This is a genomic window from Staphylococcus edaphicus (assembly GCF_002614725.1).
GTDB lineage: Bacteria > Bacillota > Bacilli > Staphylococcales > Staphylococcaceae > Staphylococcus > Staphylococcus edaphicus.
Window position 1 is genome coordinate 64,510 of sequence record NZ_MRZN01000004.1, and the last position, 18,396, is coordinate 82,905.

The 18,396-nt window shown below is 34.3% G+C and carries 20 protein-coding genes; 3 read left to right on the plus strand and 17 right to left on the minus strand.

Annotated features, from left to right (window positions below; all coding sequences use genetic code 11):
- Positions 1 to 2 precede the first annotated feature (2 nt).
- Genes BTJ66_RS03955 through BTJ66_RS03965 form a run of 3 tightly spaced genes read right to left on the minus strand, consistent with a single transcriptional unit; the run spans position 3 to position 2,200 of the window.
- On the minus strand, positions 3 to 452 hold the full coding sequence (locus BTJ66_RS03955; RefSeq protein WP_099089676.1) for a molybdenum cofactor biosynthesis protein MoaE: 450 nt from the start codon (positions 450 to 452) through the stop codon (positions 3 to 5).
- A complete protein-coding gene (gene mobB, locus BTJ66_RS03960; protein ID WP_099089677.1) occupies positions 453 to 944 on the minus strand; it encodes a molybdopterin-guanine dinucleotide biosynthesis protein B in 492 nt (163 codons plus the stop codon). It lies immediately after the preceding gene.
- A complete protein-coding gene (locus BTJ66_RS03965) occupies positions 941 to 2,200 on the minus strand; it encodes a molybdopterin molybdotransferase MoeA (RefSeq protein WP_099089678.1) in 1,260 nt (419 codons plus the stop codon). Before BTJ66_RS03965 ends, mobB begins: the two co-directional genes overlap by 4 nt.
- Positions 2,201 to 2,263: 63 nt before the next feature.
- On the opposite strand from BTJ66_RS03965, the gene moaC reads away from it, so the two are divergent.
- On the plus strand, positions 2,264 to 2,749 hold the full coding sequence (gene moaC, locus BTJ66_RS03970) for a cyclic pyranopterin monophosphate synthase MoaC (RefSeq protein WP_099089679.1): 486 nt from the start codon (positions 2,264 to 2,266) through the stop codon (positions 2,747 to 2,749).
- Positions 2,750 to 2,820: 71 nt separating this feature from the next.
- On the opposite strand, the gene BTJ66_RS03975 is transcribed toward moaC, so the two are convergent.
- Both BTJ66_RS03975 and BTJ66_RS03980 read right to left on the minus strand, forming a co-directional pair.
- Positions 2,821 to 3,321, minus strand: a complete 501-nt coding sequence (locus tag BTJ66_RS03975; RefSeq protein WP_099089680.1) for a MogA/MoaB family molybdenum cofactor biosynthesis protein — start codon at positions 3,319 to 3,321, stop codon at positions 2,821 to 2,823.
- Between the two features lie 13 nt (positions 3,322 to 3,334).
- Positions 3,335 to 4,339, minus strand: a complete 1,005-nt coding sequence (locus BTJ66_RS03980; RefSeq protein WP_099089681.1) for a ThiF family adenylyltransferase — start codon at positions 4,337 to 4,339, stop codon at positions 3,335 to 3,337.
- Positions 4,340 to 4,575: 236 nt separating this feature from the next.
- On the opposite strand from BTJ66_RS03980, the gene cudC reads away from it, so the two are divergent.
- Entirely contained in the window at positions 4,576 to 5,136 is a 561-nt protein-coding gene (cudC, locus tag BTJ66_RS03985) for a choline uptake/conversion transcriptional regulator CudC (RefSeq protein WP_099089682.1), read from the plus strand.
- A gap of 92 nt (positions 5,137 to 5,228) precedes the next feature.
- Here the strand turns inward: cudC and BTJ66_RS03990 are convergent, their stop codons facing one another.
- The 8 genes from BTJ66_RS03990 to BTJ66_RS04025 all read right to left on the minus strand — a co-directional run bounded on the left by BTJ66_RS03990 (position 5,229) and on the right by BTJ66_RS04025 (position 13,284).
- On the minus strand, positions 5,229 to 6,059 hold the full coding sequence (locus tag BTJ66_RS03990) for an MBL fold metallo-hydrolase (RefSeq protein WP_099089683.1): 831 nt from the start codon (positions 6,057 to 6,059) through the stop codon (positions 5,229 to 5,231).
- Positions 6,060 to 6,221: 162 nt separating this feature from the next.
- The gene (locus BTJ66_RS03995; protein ID WP_099089684.1) at positions 6,222 to 6,827 is read right to left on the minus strand and encodes an ATP-binding cassette domain-containing protein; all 606 of its coding nucleotides are present in this window, start codon (positions 6,825 to 6,827) and stop codon (positions 6,222 to 6,224) included.
- Positions 6,828 to 7,499, minus strand: a complete 672-nt coding sequence (modB, locus tag BTJ66_RS04000) for a molybdate ABC transporter permease subunit (RefSeq protein WP_099089685.1) — start codon at positions 7,497 to 7,499, stop codon at positions 6,828 to 6,830.
- A 12-nt stretch (positions 7,500 to 7,511) separates the two neighbouring features.
- A complete protein-coding gene (modA, locus tag BTJ66_RS04005) occupies positions 7,512 to 8,291 on the minus strand; it encodes a molybdate ABC transporter substrate-binding protein (RefSeq protein WP_099089789.1) in 780 nt (259 codons plus the stop codon).
- 199 nt (positions 8,292 to 8,490) lie between these two features.
- On the minus strand, positions 8,491 to 9,981 hold the full coding sequence (gene galT / locus BTJ66_RS04010) for a UDP-glucose--hexose-1-phosphate uridylyltransferase (protein ID WP_099089686.1): 1,491 nt from the start codon (positions 9,979 to 9,981) through the stop codon (positions 8,491 to 8,493).
- 3 nt (positions 9,982 to 9,984) lie between these two features.
- Positions 9,985 to 10,986: a UDP-glucose 4-epimerase GalE gene (gene galE / locus BTJ66_RS04015; protein ID WP_099089687.1), complete on the minus strand. Its 1,002-nt coding sequence runs from the start codon at positions 10,984 to 10,986 to the stop codon at positions 9,985 to 9,987.
- A 35-nt stretch (positions 10,987 to 11,021) separates the two neighbouring features.
- A complete protein-coding gene (locus BTJ66_RS04020; RefSeq protein WP_099089688.1) occupies positions 11,022 to 12,182 on the minus strand; it encodes a galactokinase in 1,161 nt (386 codons plus the stop codon).
- Positions 12,183 to 12,279: 97 nt separating this feature from the next.
- Positions 12,280 to 13,284: a LacI family DNA-binding transcriptional regulator gene (locus BTJ66_RS04025; protein ID WP_099089689.1), complete on the minus strand. Its 1,005-nt coding sequence runs from the start codon at positions 13,282 to 13,284 to the stop codon at positions 12,280 to 12,282.
- A gap of 207 nt (positions 13,285 to 13,491) precedes the next feature.
- On the opposite strand from BTJ66_RS04025, the gene fdhD reads away from it, so the two are divergent.
- The gene (gene fdhD / locus BTJ66_RS04030; protein WP_099089690.1) at positions 13,492 to 14,289 is read left to right on the plus strand and encodes a formate dehydrogenase accessory sulfurtransferase FdhD; all 798 of its coding nucleotides are present in this window, start codon (positions 13,492 to 13,494) and stop codon (positions 14,287 to 14,289) included.
- Between the two features lie 51 nt (positions 14,290 to 14,340).
- On the opposite strand, the gene BTJ66_RS04035 is transcribed toward fdhD, so the two are convergent.
- From BTJ66_RS04035 to BTJ66_RS04050, 4 genes are all read right to left on the minus strand, one after another.
- Entirely contained in the window at positions 14,341 to 15,078 is a 738-nt protein-coding gene (locus BTJ66_RS04035) for a GNAT family N-acetyltransferase (RefSeq protein WP_099089790.1), read from the minus strand.
- A 38-nt stretch (positions 15,079 to 15,116) separates the two neighbouring features.
- On the minus strand, positions 15,117 to 15,665 hold the full coding sequence (locus BTJ66_RS04040) for a biotin transporter BioY (protein ID WP_099089691.1): 549 nt from the start codon (positions 15,663 to 15,665) through the stop codon (positions 15,117 to 15,119).
- Positions 15,666 to 16,041: 376 nt separating this feature from the next.
- Positions 16,042 to 16,956, minus strand: coding sequence for an ABC transporter substrate-binding protein (locus tag BTJ66_RS04045; RefSeq protein WP_099089692.1), 915 nt, complete (start codon positions 16,954 to 16,956; stop codon positions 16,042 to 16,044).
- A gap of 185 nt (positions 16,957 to 17,141) precedes the next feature.
- Entirely contained in the window at positions 17,142 to 18,293 is a 1,152-nt protein-coding gene (locus tag BTJ66_RS04050) for an acyl-CoA dehydrogenase family protein (RefSeq protein WP_099089693.1), read from the minus strand.
- Between the last annotated feature and the right edge of the window lie 103 nt (positions 18,294 to 18,396).

Here is an 18,396-nt window from a genome sequence, read left to right on the forward strand (position 1 = left end):
ATTTACTGTTCCTCCTCAACTGCATCATAATGACTTCCATGTTGATGGCCTTGCCACTGTGCCCCATCTTCCCATATTTCTTTCTTCCATATTGGTACAATTTCCTTAATACGTTCAATAGCGTATTCATTGGCCTTGTATGCATCTTTACGATGGGGTGAAGATACGCTAATGAGTACAGCAATATCTGATATATTTAAGGGTCCTATTCTGTGGACAATGGCCGTTTTTGTTCCAGGCCATTGTTGCGTTATTTCATTACCTATTTGTGCTAGTTTTTTCTCTGCCATCGGAATATAAGCTTCATATTCTAAGTATTCTGTTTTAATACCTTTAGTCCATTCCCTTACGTGACCTGTAAAAACCACCACGGCGCCTTGATTTTCATCAAGCACATACGGTCTATAAAGTTCAGGTTGTATTGGATCATGTATGACTTCAAATTGTTTCATTTAATGTCTTCCTTTTATTTTAAAATAATTACATAGCCATTGATGATACAAATGCAATGCATCCTTATCTCTTAAATTCACAAAATATTTAACATTTGCCAGTCGACTTAAAGTTTGACGTTCTTGCTCATTTTTATACACAACTACTTTATCATAAGCGGCAGATTTAAAACCTTCTACAAGAATAACGTTACAGTCTATTGTAACAGATTCACCAAGTATTTCCTCAAGACTTTGATTTTCATTTCTTGTTACTGACTGTTGATAAAACCGTCCTTGAACAATACTTTGATCTGCTCCAGCATTAAAATGTTTCATATGGTCAACTTGATCATTTTGTAGCGTAATATCCGCTTCTTCAAAGTTCGATTGGGCTTGTCCATGATGTTTTATTGTTGCAACGGATAACTGATGTGCCTTCAAAAAGTTTATCGTGTATGACATCAGTGTTGTTTTACCAGAATTTTTATGACCTACTATTTGTAATATCATATAAAGCATTCCATTTCGTAAGCCTGTGATTCTGTCAAAATAACATTAACTGTATGTCCTTGTTTGTACCCTCTAGTTCCACCTGGTAGCATAATCATTGCATTACTGTGTGCAATGGCAACGACAGCACCTGATTTATTAAATCCAGATGGGACAACTGTCATTTCTTTACCATTAAATGTAGCTGTTGCTCGAATAAATCGTGTGAATGGGTTTGCCTTTTTAAAATCTTCCATCAATGTCGCCTGTACGACCTGAGGATATATTGTATTTGCGCCCATCATATGAAGTACTGCCGGCTTAACATATAGCTCAAAACCAGTATAACAAGCTGAAGGATTACCAGATAAACCAAAGAGATATTTTCCATCAGCTATAGCTACAGTAGTGACACTACCTGGTCGCATAGCAATTTTATTAAATAGCACTTTAGCATTTAGCGCGTCATAAATCTGTGGCAGGTAATCAAAATCACCTACCGACACACCGCCTGTTGTGATAACAATATCATGTTTATCCATGGCTTTAGTAACTACTTGAATACTGCTTTCCAAATCGTCTTTTTGAATTTGATAAGCAACTACATTTAATCCCAATTTTTGTGATAAAGCGGTTATCATTGGTCCATTAGAATTTCTAATTTTCCCTGCTTCTAATGCATCACCTACGTCCAATAATTCACTACCCGTCGCTATAACACCTACACTTGGTTTCTCATTGACTTTTACTTGTGTATAACCGTATGTGGCTAGCACAGCAATAGCACCAGAATTAATTACTTGCCCCTTTTGCAATACAATATCTCCAATACCTGTTTCCTCACCCTTTAAAGAAACATTTTCATTATGCTCAAATGACTTCCTCAGAGTAAATGTTTCACCGTCTTCAATAGTTTGTTCTAACATAACTACTGCATCAGCTCCTTCTGGTAAAGCTGCACCTGTCATAATACGGACAGCTTCAAAAGCACCTACTTCTTTTTCAGATACAGATCCTGCTCCAATGTGGTCAATCACATTAAACCTAATACGGTGTTCACCACTCGCACCATTAGTATCGATACTTCGAATAGCAAAGCCATCATAAGGTGACTTATTAAAGCGTGGAATTTCATGAGTTGCAATCATATCTTCGGCTAATATATGGTTCATGCTTTCATTTAAAGGAACTTCAATTTGTTTTGTATATATTTCTTGATTTACTACACGTTCAATGGCTTCACTAACAGGAATTGGATTTCTTTTCTCAACTGGCATTTAAATCTACTCCTTATATAATTTAAATTCGTGATATACTAGAAAACGATTAGGAGGGATACTTTGTCTGAATTTACACATATAAATGAACAAGGCAACGCTAAAATGGTAGATGTCTCTAATAAAAATATTACCAAACGCATAGCTGTCGCACATTCAAGCATTACAGTTAACTCAGAAATTCATAACCAAATTGTCGATCATACGAATAAAAAAGGGAATGTTCTAAACACAGCTCAAATCGCTGGTATCATGGCCGCTAAAAATACTGCCGATATTATACCTATGTGTCACCCATTACCCCTTACTGGTATTGATGTATCGTTCAATTGGCAAGAAAATAAAGCCTCGTTTACGCTAAACATACGAGTAACTGTCTCAACTACTGGTAAAACAGGGGTTGAAATGGAAGCGCTAACTGCTGCATCTGCCGTTGCGCTCACTGTATACGATATGACAAAAGCGCTAGATAAGAGTATGGTTATCGGCGAAACATATTTATTATCCAAATCTGGTGGTAAATCCGGTGATTACCTACGCCAAGATTAACAATAAATTTAAGAGCGAAGTTGCAAAATGCAGTTTTAGAAAACTAGTATTTTGCTATACCTCGTTCTTTTTTATTTGGTAACTTCATTTACAAGATGATTTAGTTCTGGTTTTATGAGCTTGTTTAATGCTAATTTAACAGCACCTGTAGAACCAGGAATACTAAAAATGATTTTGTTACCAACAGTACCTGCAATAGCTCTAGATAATAATGCACGTGACCCTACATCCTCTGCATAACTTAGGTATCTAAATAATTCACCGAAGCCTTCAATTTCTTTAGTGATTAATGTAGAAACTGCTTCTATTGTGACATCTCGTTGAGCAATACCTGTGCCTCCAGTTGTGATGATGACATCAACTTCTTCCTTTAACCATTGTTGCAATTGATGCTGAATAGCGCTTTGCTCATCTTTAACAATACGATAGTGTTGCTTCGCTATAGTAACATTTAAATCAGATAGTAATGATTTAACTAATTGACCGCCCTTATCCGTTTCAAAATCTCTTGTATCGGAAACTGTTAAAATAGCACATCTAATATCTTTATCTAATTGTACCTTTGTGTGCATGTAATCCCTCCATTTATCCAAATAATTGATTCATTAAGTTAATTGCTTCTTGTGGACGGCTCATCCCATGTATAAGCATTCGGCCACCTTTGAAACTTACAATACGATAATCTTTATATTGAAATTGAAGCATGTAAGGATTGCGTTTAAAGGCAATGTTGTGTTGATTTAAAAATATGGCAAGCATTTCCTGGGAAATATTAGGATTGTCGTATTGCACTGTATCTCTACCACATAAACTAGCATATTGTCGCTTGGTCTCATTTAAATAAGGATAGGTTGGGTTTGTACCACAAGTTGAACATTCTGTTCTGTACAACTTACTAAATCCAAATTGCCTATGCGTCCCATCCCATAAATCTCCATAAGTCACTTTAGTATCAACGCTTTGTTCAACCAGTAACTTCAATACATCACGCGTTTGTAAACTTGTCGTCATGGATACAGCCGGTTGTATGACCCCAACAGTATCACAAGTCATATTTAACATTGGTAATTGGGGTACCATACAGTTAAAGCAAGGTGTCGTGCCAGGTATAAATGCCGCTTCAATATAAGTGCTTTGTACCACCCCGCCATATATCCACGGTTTGTTTTGTTGATATGCAAAATCATTAATTAATTGACGCGTTTCAAAATTATCCGTCGCATCTAAAATAACAGAAATATTTTTACCATATTCCTCTAAAAATTGACGATCAACATGCGCAATATGACTGTGTATGCGCAAATCTTTTCGTATTGTTAATAAGCTTTTTTCTGCCGCAATAACTTTAGGCAATGCAGCATCAGCGTCTGCTTCTGTAAATAATGTTTGTCTTTGAAGATTACTATGTTCAATATAATCCCTATCAACAATCGTAAGTTCCCCTATACCAGATCGTACTAAAGATTCAGCAAGATGAGTACCTAACGCACCCATACCAATAATTAGTATATGTCCTTGCATAATTTTGTCCTGTCCATCCAATCCGATATGTTTAAATAATATTTGTCTTGAATATCGATCTTGTGCCACACAAATAACCCTCTCTTTATATCATTGTTTCTATTATAAATCTTGGACTGCAATGTAACAACGGTTAGCAGTTAAGATTATAACAAGTAGTGTTTTCCCTAATCGCTAATTACATTTTAAAACAATCATACAACGCGCATTTTTCAATTAAAGATAAAGCATTTTAAAATATTAAAGATATCTTATTAACTTATCTTCATGGTACAATTAATTAAATACTATTTTGAGGTGAATTCATGGCGCGAGCAAAAAACTTTGAGCAACAGTTAGAGGAAGCGAAAGATATCGTAATTAACTCTATTGGGGAAACAATGGATCTTTATGGTGTAAATCGGAGTGTAGGCAATTTATATGGAACGATGGTTTTCGAACAAAAGAGCATGACTTTAGATGAAATGCGTCATGAATTACAGATGAGCAAACCAAGTATGAGTGCTGGTGTTAAACGATTACAAGAGTTTGATGGCGTAAAACAACAATTTATAAGAGGCAGTAGAAAACAACATTTCACTGCAGAAAAAGACTTCTTTACATTCTTTGGTAATTTTTTCTCACAAAAATGGAATCGAGAAATTAAATTGAATTTAGAAGCAATTCAGCGTGCCGAAAAATTGTTACTCCCTATGATACATTCCGATAATGCAGACCCAGATTTAGTTGAAGACGCAAATAAAATCTTAGAGCAAATTGAACATTCCAAAATGTATTATGCTTGGTTATCTACTTTATCAGAAGCACTGCATTCTGGTGAAATCTTCGACTATTTTCCAATTCCCGACAATACACCCTCCCAATAATATCTTTCAATAATCAAATTATTAAAGTACCCTTCAGTATTAATACTTTTATGTGTTTATATTGAAGGGTACTTATTTATGTTTATACTATATTAAGTTATTATCTGTAACCCATCATATGCAATGACTGCAGACAATCCGTCGTCCTTTAATTGCTGTTCTAATATTCTGATTTGTGATTTATTTAAACTTTCCGTGGCTTCTATATGTGTGAAATACGTATGAGTTGCATTGATTTCACGAGCAATTCCAACACTTTCTTCAAATCGAGTCTCGTTTAATGCTTCAAGCATCCCCGCTTCATGTATACGTTCCTTTGTAACTGGATTAACTTCATTACTACCAAAGGGTAAAATCGCAATATCAACATTTTTCAATTTATCTATTGGTTTAAAATCTTTAATTTCATCAGGAATAATTAAAATACGCTGTGTTGAGGTCGAAATATAAAATCCAAATGCAATCTCTTCTGCAAGTTGAATCCATTCGATAGTAGCTTCACCGATTTGTATTTGGCCATTATTAGCAATAATTTCTTTTTCTATTACGCCCAATTCACAAAGGTAATTCAAATGTTCCCAGTGACCAAAATATTTTTTAAAATCACTCTTTTGTTGCTCAGTAAGGAATATTTTTGATGTTTTTGACTGTGGCACTTTGTTTATAAAATCATAATTTAACGTTTCCCAAATCCTTATGCCCATCGTGTGGTCTGGATGCCAATGTGAATATATACCATATTTTATATCATAAATTTGCGAACGACGTAATTGATAAAATATATCTTCTGATGTATCAATTAATACTTGAAGATCATGAATATAAATTGCAGGACCAGTTCTATGTAGTGCCTCTGAATGCTGCGATTGTGTTTTATAAAGTGATGGCACGCCACCTGACGTACCTAAAAACTCTATCTTCATTTATACACCCCACTAAAAATATGAAATTTATTATAATTAAAACTACGCTCAACTTACATGCTAGGATGACTCCCCCATCTTCTACCTATACAAAAACCTGCATAACTATTAGGGTGTTATACAGGTTATACTAAGTAATCCATTTTGTCATTTATCGTATGGCTAACCAATATTGATGACTTCATGAGCTAATGAAGCAGCTTCATAATTAGAATGTGTAACGAATATGATAGGGATTTTCCACTTTTCAAATATATGTCGAACAAGTTGAATACTCTCATCCTTAGTCGAATCATCTAGACTTGAAAAGGGTTCATCTAACAAAATTAAGTCTGGTCTTGTACTCAGTGTCCTAGCTAACGCTACACGTTGTGCTTCACCACCTGATAAACGCACAGGATATTGATTTTTTAAATGGTCAATATTTAACTGTTGCATCAATTTACTAATGTGCTCTGTGGGTTCTGCCATAAAAGTGATATTGTGGAATACATCCATATGCGGAAAAAGTTGATAATCTTGGAATAGATAGCCTATATTGCGTTGTTGAATTTTAACATCAACCGCATGTTCCGTATCTGAAATGATGTGTTCATTAAGTTGTATAAAGGCTCTATCCGCTTGTCTTAAACCAGCAATCATATTCAATATTGTCGTCTTACCAATACCTGATGGACCTTTAATCGCATATATCTTAGGTTGGTCATCATTAATATTTATTTTTAATGGTGTTTCTTTTAGCAGATGATTTAAATGAATAGATAACAATTAATCCACCTCCCGATAACGATCCTTATTTAATAGGTTAAGCGTACCAATAACAGTTATTGCAAATGCTACCAATACAATGACCCATAACCATGCTTGATTTTCTTTACCTTGTTCAACCAAGAAATAAATCTCTAAAGGCAAGGTATTAGTCTTATTAGGAATATAACCAGCTACCATAAGTGTAGCACCAAACTCACCAATCGCACGAGCAAAGCTCATCATTATACCAGATAATATTGAACGTTTAGATAACGGCAATATTAATTTGAAAAATATTTTACTTTCGCTCGCTCCCATCGTTCTAGCCGTATTAAGCATTTTGTTATCTATACTTCTGAATCCTTGAACCGTATGCTGATACATCATTGGAAAGCTGACAATCACAGCTGCAATAACTGCACCAGTCAATGTAAACACTACTGGTAAATGTAATACGTTAGCAAAGAATGCTCCGACATAACTTCTCGGTGAAAAGACGATCAATAAGATAAAGCCCATCACTGTTGGTGGTAGCACAATGGGTAACACAATCAAACTCTCTAGGATTCTAGCAATGATACCGTGGCGCCTATATAACCATTTTGATATACATATACCAATAACAGTAACAACTATAGTACTAATAATGGCTACTTTGAGCGATATCCAAAATGGTATGATATCTGGCATTGCTAAAACCTCCTATGCATCAAATTTGTATTTTTTTAATATATCTTTAGCCTTATTTGTTTTCAAGAAATTGATCCATTCTTTTGCTAATTTATTATCTGTTGTTGTTGCTGATTTATATGTAATCGGTTTTTTCAAATCAGTTGTATTAATTTCTTTAACCTTACTATCACCATTTTGTTGCGATTGATATAAGTCTGTTTTATAAACGTAACCTAATTGAGCATTACCCTTTTCTACATAGTTTAATACTTGGCGCACGTCTTTTGCATATACCAAATTGGACTTCACTTTATCAAACAAGTTGTTATCTTTTAAATATTGTTCAGCATATTTACCTGCAGGCACAGATTTCGCTTCGCCAATTGCTAATTTATCATCTCTTTTAATATCAGCAACTGAATGATAATTGCTATCTTTTACACCGATTAACACTAATTGGTTTTGAGCATATTCATATGTATTTCGTGCTTTGTCTTTATCGGCTAGCGCATCTACATCTTTCGTATTAGCAGACATAAACACATCTACTGGCGCACCTTTTTCAATTTGTTGTCTTAGCGCACCTGATCCTCCATAGTTAAAAGAAACATCAACATCTTTATGCTTTTTCTTAAATGCTTTTTCTAAATCTTTTGTAACATCAGTTAGACTTGCTGCTGCAGAAACATGCAATGTTTGTGTTGATTTATTATTTTTTGCTTTACTATTATCCTTATTATCATCATTTGAACATCCTGCTAACACAAGACATATCACAAGAAATGAAATAATTAAATGCTTAACTCTAATTTTCAAAATAATCACTCCTTTTTAATTTATTATATGCTCATAAATGGGAAATTAAAAGAACAGAAATATGAAACCAAAATGATTACTTTGATTTCTTACTTCTGCTCTCATTTAAATAACAATATGATAGCACGATGCTTTGCGTGCAATATATATCATCTGTAACTATCCTTCAACTAGCTGTAGACGCTCAAGTTCATCACAAATGGTTTATGAAACGATTAAATGCTTGCTGTCCGCTTTCAGTATTTTTAAAAACACCTGCATCCTCTAAGACACGTTTGAATTTATAACCAACTTCCTTATTAATTATTTCATCAATATGTTGTTTATTTATATTGTATGTTTGCTTCATTTGGTCCGCCCACTGTTGATGTACACCCAAATCTAATTGGTTGTCACCGAGTAGATAGGCTTTTACTTGTTGTAATTCCTCTTTCAATCGACCGGGCAATATTGCTGTCCCCATCACTTCTATTAAACCAATATTTTCTTTTTTAATATGTTGTACATCTGCATGCGGATGGAAGATGCCATCTGGAAATTGTGCAGAGGTTTGGTTGTCTCTTAAAACGATATCTAATTCATATTGACCTTGTCTATATCGGGAAATCGGTGTCACTGTATGATGTCTTTCCCCATCTTTACCGAATGCTCTTACGTCTATCGTTTCGTCTGTGTATTGATTCCATACATTCATCACATGTGTTGCCGCTTTGATCAATTCATCTCGATCTTCACATTTCAGTCTTATGACACTCATTGGCCAATTTAATGTACTTGCAGACACTGATGTAAATCCTTCCATTGTAAATCTTTCGATTTCTGCTGCGTTATCCATAGGAAATATATGTTTACCAGATTGATAATGATTATGGGATAATATCGACCCACCTACTAATGGGATATCTGCATTGGAACCAATAAAATAATGTGGAAATTGTTCAATAAAATCTAATAAATTGATAAACGTTTGTTGATTAATTTCCATAGGCACATGTTGTTCTGACAACACAATACTGTGTTCTTGAAAATAGGCATAAGGAGAATACTGGAACCCCCATGACTTACCACCTAAGTCTAAATGTATAATACGATGGTTTGTCCGAGCCGCCTGCGTTACTGAGCCTTCGTATCCTTCATTTTCTATGCATAATGCGCATTTAGGATAATTTTTTGTCGGTTCAGCTTTTGCTTTTGCAATTTGCTTAGCATCTTTTTCAGGTTTAGATAAATTAATTGTAATCTCAATTGCACCGTATTCTGTTTGAACTTCATAATTTATGTTATTGGCAATCGCATCTTCTTTTACGTAATGATTGCGTTTAGTTATTTCATAAAAGTAATTGGTTGCTGCTTCTGGTGATTGTTTATACGCTTCCTTAAACTTGCGGTTAACCACTGAAGGTCGTGGCGTTATTAAATCTAATATTTGGGCTTCCACTATTTCCTTTATATAAATGGTATCCTCTAACCTTTGTTCATTAATCGCTTGCTCTATCCAATACTGAGCAATCATATTTGCGGTTGCATTTTCACTTAATTGTATCTCATTTACAGTATCAATACCTGTTGCATTTAATATACGTAGCAATTGGTTTTGAATGTACATAGCGTCTGCTTGTTCATAATCACCATATGAAATGGCATGTGCTACAAATTGCTGTACTAATTGTTGATTTAGTAACATGCATTATACCTCCATATCTTCTTGGTAACCGTTTGGATGTTGATTGTGCCATTGCCAAGCAGAATCAATGATGTCATGAATACAATCGTGCTGAGGTTTCCAACCAAGTATAGATCGTGCTTTATCACTAGAAGCTATGAGCTTACTAGGATCTCCGGCTCTTCTTGGGCCTACTTTCGCTTCAATTGGTTTGTTTGTTACCTTACGCGCTGCATTCAATATTTCAAATACTGAATATCCTTGGCTACTTCCTAAGTTAAATGCACCAGATGCCCCACCTTTTTGTAAATGTTGATAAGCTAAAATATGAGCATCTATAAGATCTACAACGTGAAGGTAATCGCGAATACATGAACCATCTTCTGTATCATAGTCATCACCAAATATGGTTAAGGCATCTCTTTGTCCTAAAGCAACTTGTAACACAATCGGCACTAAATGCGTTTCAGGTCGATGATCTTCACCTATCGTGCCATCTTGTTTTGCTCCCGCTACATTAAAGTAACGTAACGCAGCATAGTTCACACCATATGCATTGTGACTCCAATGCATCATTTTCTCCATCATTAACTTACTGTCACCGTATGGACTCGTCGCCGTTTTAGAATCCGCTTCAGTTATTGGCACCGTATCAGGTTCACCATATACTGCTGCAGTCGAAGAAAAAATAATGTGCTTCACTTGGTGATCATACATGACTTCTAACAAGACCTGTAAACCATTTACATTATTATTGAAATAAGCTAATGGCTTTTCTACAGATTCTCCGACTAAAGAATAAGCACAAAAGTGGAATACACCTTCAATCGTTTCATTTGTAAACACCTGATTTAAAAATGATTTATCCCGAATATCGCCTTCATAAAAGCGTGCCCCTTTATTCACAGCTGCCCGATGACCAGTCCCTAGATTATCTACAACAACTACGTCATAACCTCTACTTATTAATTGATCTACTGCATGGCTACCTATATATCCAGCGCCACCTAATACTAATACAGACATATTCAAAATCCTTTCTCTTAATCATTTTGTATTACTTATAAGGATTTAACGCCATCACTAATACCCACATGATAAAACGAAGGTGCATACCCTATTTTTTCAATATAAGCTTTTGACACTTCATCTTCTAACCTTTGTATGCGCTGTTTATCAACTAAAGCAATCGCACATCCTGCAAATCCTGCGCCTGTCATTCTAGCGCCTAATACACCATCTACTTGTTGTGCCGTTTCTGCTAATGTATCTAATTCAATGCCTGTAACTTCGTAGTCATCCTTTAGCGATTTATGTGATGCGTTTAACAATTCACCAAACTGTTCGAAGTCATTTTCAGTCAATGCTTTATGGGCAAGTTTCGTTCGTTCATTTTCTGAAATAGCATGTTTGGCTCTTCTTCTTATGACATCATCACTAATTAGCGATTTATATGTGTCGAATTCAGTTAATGATAGCTCACCCAATGAATCAACTTCCAGTTTCTGTTGTAATTGAGACAAAGCCATTTCACACTCGGATCTACGTTCATTATATTTACTTTCAGTTAGCGAGCGACGTTTATTAGTGTTCATGATAGAAATCACATAATCTCCAAATTTAGCTGGTACATATTCAAAATCAAGTGTTGCAGTGTCTAATAATAAGGCATGTTCTGCTTTGCCCATACCAATAATAAATTGATCCATAATGCCAGAATTAACGCCCATAAATTTATTTTCAACTACTTGACCTAACTTAATTAGTTGCAAACGCTCTAATTCTAAATTGAATAGTCGCTTAATTAACCAACCTGTTAATAATTCTATTGATGCTGATGATGATAAGCTCGCACCATTCGGAATATTACCTTCTATCAAAATATTGAACCCATGATCAATATTGTCAAATTGTTCGTTTAAGTATTTGACAACACCTTTAGGATAATTTGCCCAATCATGCTGATCATTATATACGAGCTCGTCCAATGTAAAAGATACGATGCCAATGTCTTCAAAATTATTAGAATATAAGCAAATTGTGCGATCGGTTCTTTGGGATGCTAATCCATATGTCCCAAGTTCTATTGCAGCAGGAAATACATAGCCGCCATTATAATCCGTATGTTCACCTATTAAATTAATACGCCCTGGTGCAAATGCACCTACTTCTGCTTTTACATCGAATAATGATTCAAATTTTTCATACATTCCCTGTAACATAAGTACGTCACTCCTTTATTAACACTAAGATACCATCTAGCATAGTAAACTCAAATAAAGTTTACTTGTTTACTAAATGTTTTGTCAATGTTGCTAATCATACTTGAAAAGTAGTTCTCGCTTTGAGCTGCGCCTCTGCAACGACATGAATTGCAATTTGTCTCGTTTTATTTATACGCTCTTCTGCCATCCTCACAGCAGTTCTACCAAATTCATCTACTGGAATATGCACACTGCTGATTGAAGGTGTTGCATATTGAATCACTTCTAAATCATTAAAACTAATTAATTTCACTTCTTCAGGAATTATTTTTTTACTAGTCTGCAATTGTTGTAAAATACCTATTGCAAGCATATCATTACCTGCAATAAAAACTTCTGGAAAGTCGTTTGCTTTGTTTAAAAAGCGCTTCACTGCATCTTCACCATGTTTTTTTTCCCATCCGAGAAGTAATACATATTCTTCAATTTTATGTTGTTTACACCATGACCGATACGCTTGATATCTGACATCTGTTGCATTGGTTGTTGTAATACCGTCTAATCCCCGTATAGTGTGATGACCTCCTACATATGCAATGCTTGTTAACCCTTGCGCCAAAATACAATCCAACAACTCTATCATCGCATCATTCAAGTCAGAATATACAGCATCAATCGATTTAGGCGTATTTGGATTATTAATAACAACCATATTCGGATTATGTGACTTTAACTCGTTTAATGCATCTACTGAAAAATTACCTATCACTATAATTGCTCCTGCATTTTCAACTTTATGTAAATTAATTTGATTTTGTTGATCATCTATTCTTAATGTGCGCTTAAGTGACAAATTCAACCTTTTCACCTCAGCTTCGATTGCTAAACGAATCTCTCTATAATAGGGATCAGACATTTCTTTAGCTCGAGAAGCATACGTAATAATTTGAATGCTTTTGTTCTTTCTTGTGCTTTTTTGATACTGTAAATCTTGTGCTATTTGATGTATACGCGTTCTCGTGTCTTTTGCAACAGATAATGTTGGATCATTATTTAGTACACGAGAGACTGTACCTGGGCTCACTTCGGCTTGACGAGCAATGTCTCTAATACTTGCCATTATAAAATCACCTCTATAAATGTTTGTTTACTTTAAGTTTACTTCTCACACGATTTCAAATCAATGCTGATTTACCTTATCTAGTTCTTAACTGTGTATCAACTTCAAACACACACAACATATGAATGTTAGCTTTAGAAACTGAATTATTTTTTTACTGCCAAAAATAAGTTAAAATAGTAGTTAAATATGAAATGAGGTGTATAGATGCATGAAGATGTTTTAACTAATCAACCAATAGTGCGTTATGAAAATGGTACACTTATAGAAAAAAAAGATCATTATGTAACTGAATTCCCATTAACAATCATGGTGAATGGCGAAGAATTTGCTACAGTTATTTGCAGTCCAAATCATATGGAAGAACTTACATTAGGTTTTTTAGCGTCAGAAGGTGCAATATTGAGAAGCGATGATTTAAAATCTATTCAAATAGATGATAGTAGAGGGTTTGCACATGTAGAATTAACTAAGTCTTTAGGGGAACGATTTGAATACTCAACTAAACGCATGATTGCATCTTGTTGTGGAAAGAGTAGAGAGTTTTATTTTCAAAATGATGCTGCTATTGCAAAGACTTCTATGTCAAATATCGAATTAAATCCCAAGCAAGTACTAAATATGATGACACGTTTACAAAGTGCAAGTGAAGTGTTTAAAAAAACAGGCGGGTTACACAATGCAGCTATAAGTGATGGCGATACATTTTTCGAACACCGACAAGATATTGGACGCCATAATGCGCTAGATAAACTATATGGTTATTGTATCGAAAGACATATACCAGTACGCAATAAAGTACTTATATTCAGTGGACGCATATCTTCTGAAATATTGATTAAAGCAGCAAAGATCGGTGTTGGTGTTATACTTTCTAAATCCGCACCTACAACTTTAGCGATTACACTTGCGCATGATTTAAATATTACAGCTATTGGTTTCATCAGAGAGGGCAATTTTAATATCTATAGTCATCCAGAACGCATAAAAATAGCGGAGGAGTAGTTGATTGAATCTCCAACTACTTCTCCACTTTATTTATGAAATAGTAATATTTTAGATATGTTCTTTAAGAACCTGATAACAATAACTAATAAATATATACCCTTGCTTTATATACATATTCTTCGCACTATCTTCACCATCAGCAATTAAAATAATCGTCTTATCATTCGCAATTTCTGCTACAAATGACTGCATTACAGCACCTATGCCCTGTCTTTGAAACTGTGTTAGCACACCAAATCCGTCAATCTCTACCGTAGTTTCCCCTACAATTAAATCTAATATCCCTACTGGTGTGTTATCTTTGTATGCAATGATTCTCAACCTATTTTCTGTATCAAATTGATTACGAATCAACTGTATACTTTCATTTGCATATGCTACACCATAAGGTTCAGCAAATTTGCGATAAATCGCTATATAATCTTCAAGCGTCATATCATTAACAATTACAACTTCTATGTCATTATATTTACTTCTATTTATATCACACGGTTCAATCGCATAAAGTTCCATAATACCTAATTCAAAACCTAATGCATTTATTTCATCTAACCATTGCTGATCAAGATTTTCATTTTCAGGAAAGGTAAATGCTAGATGTGAAGATGATTGTTGTTCATGCATATATTGTTGATATGCTATATCCAATTTCCACGAATCAATTGTAGGCATGATTTTATATGCCCATTTATTTGTATCATATACTAAAGGTTCCTCAGGTGTTAAATAAATGGTTTTTCTGTTATCACTTTGATAGATTGTGCCTTGTTGATAAATATCATTCATAGAAACAACCACTTTATATACCCTCCCCTAACGCATTATTACTTAAGTAACTGTTTAAATTGGCTATGGTTTAACATTGCGTTACCTATTAAACTAGCAATAATCGCTTTTATTAAATCGCCTGGCATAAAGACAAATGATAGCATTATTGATTTTGAAATTGGTAATTGCGTAATCCATCCCATAATTAAAGTACCTACTACATCTAGTAGTAATACACCAAACAGTATTGTTGTAGTTAATAATACAACAAAATTAATTCTATTAAAATACAAATCTCTTACTAAACCAATTAGATATGTAATAACTGGATACATAAATAAAAAACCTGCTGATGGTCCAGCAAAAACACCTATACCACCACGTCCACCAGATAATAAAGGTAGTCCTGTCGCTACGAGTAATAGTAATACGATTACACTTAAAGTTCCATATTTACGTCCAAGTAGTATCGCTGCTAAGAAAATCCCTATATTTTGTAAGACAATAGGTACTGGCATAACAGGCAATGGTATCGCGGGAACAAACCCTAAAACTGCGATAATAGCTGTCATCAAAGCTGTATATACTAAATATTTTGTTGTCATAGTCAATCCTCCTCAATAAAATGAATTATATCACGATTGTAAACTTTTAAAAATAAAAAGTTTACAATAAGATGCATTAATTTTTTCAATTGCTATTTTTAAACATATGTCTAATACATATCACCTACGAATCATTGATTTTATTCGGCCTAAAGTTGCTTTCATTCATTTAAGATAACTAAGCGTATTTTCAAAGGGTGGTACTAAATAAGAATAAATCGTCTTTTGAAACAACAATACAATGTGAACTTGCATATACTTTTAGCATATCTGTTACAAATATAATAAAGCGCCCAAAACATTGATTTATTAATGTTTTGGGCGCTTTAAACTACTAATGATTTTATTAATATAGCTTGTGTACTGATATTTTAATTTAGTTTTTCAAGAATTTCTCTTTTAAGTCTTTTCTCATAAATTCTAATGTATATGGATCATTATACCAGTATGTTTCTGCCTGAACTTTAATTACATGATCTTGTTGTACTGCTGGTATATTATTCCACAAATCTGTCTTTTCATAGCCAGGTTTTGCTTTACCTTCACTTGTTGAAACGATATAATCACCGGCGTAATCAGGGATTTTTTCTTGTTTAACTTCTGCCCAGCCTTCTTTTTTAACTAACTCATTCAGTTTATCTGGTATTTTCAAACCAAAAGCTTGATATATTACTTCACCGCCACGTCCCCAGTTAGGACCATAACTATATAATTTTTTGTCAAATTCATCGAAGATAGAAACGGTTGCATCGTTACCTATTTTATTTTTTATTTCTTGACCATCTTTTTTAGTTTGTGATTTCCATTTGTCTTCCCATGATTTCACTTTATCTTCTTTACCCAGTAATTTACCTAATTGGCGTTGTTGATCCAAATATTTATGCTTACCATAGTCATAAACAACTGTAGGTGCAATCTTTTGGTATTTTTTAATATTCTTATCTGTAGAGTATACAACAATTAAATCTGGTTTTGTTTTTGCTACTTTTTCTACATCATTTTCCCCAATTTTTTCAATACCTTTAAATTTATCTTTAAGTAATTGACTGTTATCTACTTGTTCATTTACAGCAACAATCTTACCACCAAGGTACTTGATACCTCCAGCATATGTAGGTGCTACAACTGCAATGCGTTCTGGGTCTTTAGGAATATCGATGTTTTTCCCACTATCTAATTTATATGATTTTGTTTCTGCTTTTTTGTCATTATTTGAATCACTATCTGATTTGTTACCACATGCGGCCAAAACAAGCATTAAAGCAAGTAACGGAAACAATAATTTTTTCATAATTTTCCTCCATTGAAAATGATTATCAGTACCAATTAATTATATAATGAGTCTAGTAAATTTACAATAGGTAAGAAAATTTAATTTCATTATTTTAAGAAATTAAAAAATACATTTAGACAAACAAGCTAAATGTATTTTAATCACAAATATTAAATTGTTCTGTTACAAAACGTTAAATATTTTTAAAATTGACCTAACACGCTTTTTGCAATGTTTGTATATGCCATATCTTCCATCGGAGGATTGTGTAATCCCGCTCTCATGTCTCGATAATAACGCTGTAGAGGCCGTTCCATTTCAAGACTTTTAGCACCAACGATGCGCATAGCGAGATCAATCACTTCGAGACCTTGATTCATTACTAATACCTTACTCGCAGAAGTTTCATTCCATATAGCTTTAGCCGAATATTCAGTTGAATATAGCGACGCCGTACTCCATAAAAAATGACGTGCAGATAATAGCAATGATTCCATTTTACCAATATTTTGTTGAACCGTTGTTATATCTCCTATCGTACCTTCTATACTATTAGGGCTGTAATTTTCAGCAAAATCAATAGCATAATCGCGTGCTGCTTGCGCAATGCCTAAGTATGTACTTGGGATGTGTAATATCCATCCATTAGGTGCTTTACCACCAGCACCTCTGATTTCCACAAAATTCTGCTCTGGAATACGGACATCATTTAATATTAAATCATGACTTTCTGTGGCTCTCATTCCTATCATGTTCCAATTGTCAGCTATTTCCACACCTGCTGATTCCTTCGGTATGAGATAAAATCCTACTTGTTCAATCGTTTCATCATAGGCACTCACAATGAAATGTGTTAATCCTTTACTCATAGAAGTAAATGTTTTAACACCATTTATTACATAATCCTTGCCATCTTTAACTGCATGCGTAGCTGGTCTGCCACCTCGTGTAGGACTGCCTGTTTCTGCTTCACTCACTGATCTATTCACAAGTGCGCCTTGTCTAACAGCATTAGCAAATTGGTCCAATATTGTTTTATCCCACATCTTTTGTTCATATAATTGACCCACAACACTAAGGTGCCACCCAATTGAAAGTGCTGTTGCACCATCTATTGATCCTAAGTAACTTTGAATGATTACCATATCTTCAACTGTAGCACCCTCGCCACCATATGCTTTAGGTAAAGTTAATAATGTATAACCTTCTTTGACAAGCCACTCAATATTTTCATATGGAAACCTGGAATGTAAATCGTTATACACAGCATGTGATTTAAAATCATCCTTCACTGTATTCAATTTTGCTATCCACTTTTCCTGAATATCTGTATGTATTAATGCAGAAGTTTCCATTTACTTCACCTCATCGTCATATTTCTTTCTATGTAAATATAAGTTTAACACTGGACATGATTGAAATAAAGGTTTCTAACCCAATTCCCTACTTTACCGATAA

What these genes read in the sequence shown, in the direction of transcription:
- BTJ66_RS04020 (WP_099089688.1), bottom strand. Translation starts at nt 12,182, where the DNA reads ATGTTACAGGGAATGTATGAAAAATTTGAATCATTATTCGATGTAAAA.
- BTJ66_RS04025 (WP_099089689.1), bottom strand. Translation starts at nt 13,284, where the DNA reads ATGGCAAGTATTAGAGACATTGCTCGTCAAGCCGAAGTGAGCCCAGGT.
- BTJ66_RS03975 (WP_099089680.1), bottom strand. Translation starts at nt 3,321, where the DNA reads ATGCACACAAAGGTACAATTAGATAAAGATATTAGATGTGCTATTTTA.
- fdhD (WP_099089690.1), top strand. Translation starts at nt 13,492, where the DNA reads ATGCATGAAGATGTTTTAACTAATCAACCAATAGTGCGTTATGAAAAT.
- mobB (WP_099089677.1), bottom strand. Translation starts at nt 944, where the DNA reads ATGATATTACAAATAGTAGGTCATAAAAATTCTGGTAAAACAACACTG.
- BTJ66_RS03965 (WP_099089678.1), bottom strand. Translation starts at nt 2,200, where the DNA reads ATGCCAGTTGAGAAAAGAAATCCAATTCCTGTTAGTGAAGCCATTGAA.
- BTJ66_RS03955 (WP_099089676.1), bottom strand. Translation starts at nt 452, where the DNA reads ATGAAACAATTTGAAGTCATACATGATCCAATACAACCTGAACTTTAT.
- BTJ66_RS04045 (WP_099089692.1), bottom strand. Translation starts at nt 16,956, where the DNA reads ATGAAAAAATTATTGTTTCCGTTACTTGCTTTAATGCTTGTTTTGGCC.
- BTJ66_RS03990 (WP_099089683.1), bottom strand. Translation starts at nt 6,059, where the DNA reads ATGAAGATAGAGTTTTTAGGTACGTCAGGTGGCGTGCCATCACTTTAT.
- BTJ66_RS04035 (WP_099089790.1), bottom strand. Translation starts at nt 15,078, where the DNA reads ATGAATGATATTTATCAACAAGGCACAATCTATCAAAGTGATAACAGA.
- cudC (WP_099089682.1), top strand. Translation starts at nt 4,576, where the DNA reads ATGGCGCGAGCAAAAAACTTTGAGCAACAGTTAGAGGAAGCGAAAGAT.
- BTJ66_RS04040 (WP_099089691.1), bottom strand. Translation starts at nt 15,665, where the DNA reads ATGACAACAAAATATTTAGTATATACAGCTTTGATGACAGCTATTATC.
- BTJ66_RS04050 (WP_099089693.1), bottom strand. Translation starts at nt 18,293, where the DNA reads ATGGAAACTTCTGCATTAATACATACAGATATTCAGGAAAAGTGGATA.
- modB (WP_099089685.1), bottom strand. Translation starts at nt 7,499, where the DNA reads ATGCCAGATATCATACCATTTTGGATATCGCTCAAAGTAGCCATTATT.
- galT (WP_099089686.1), bottom strand. Translation starts at nt 9,981, where the DNA reads ATGTTACTAAATCAACAATTAGTACAGCAATTTGTAGCACATGCCATT.
- galE (WP_099089687.1), bottom strand. Translation starts at nt 10,986, where the DNA reads ATGTCTGTATTAGTATTAGGTGGCGCTGGATATATAGGTAGCCATGCA.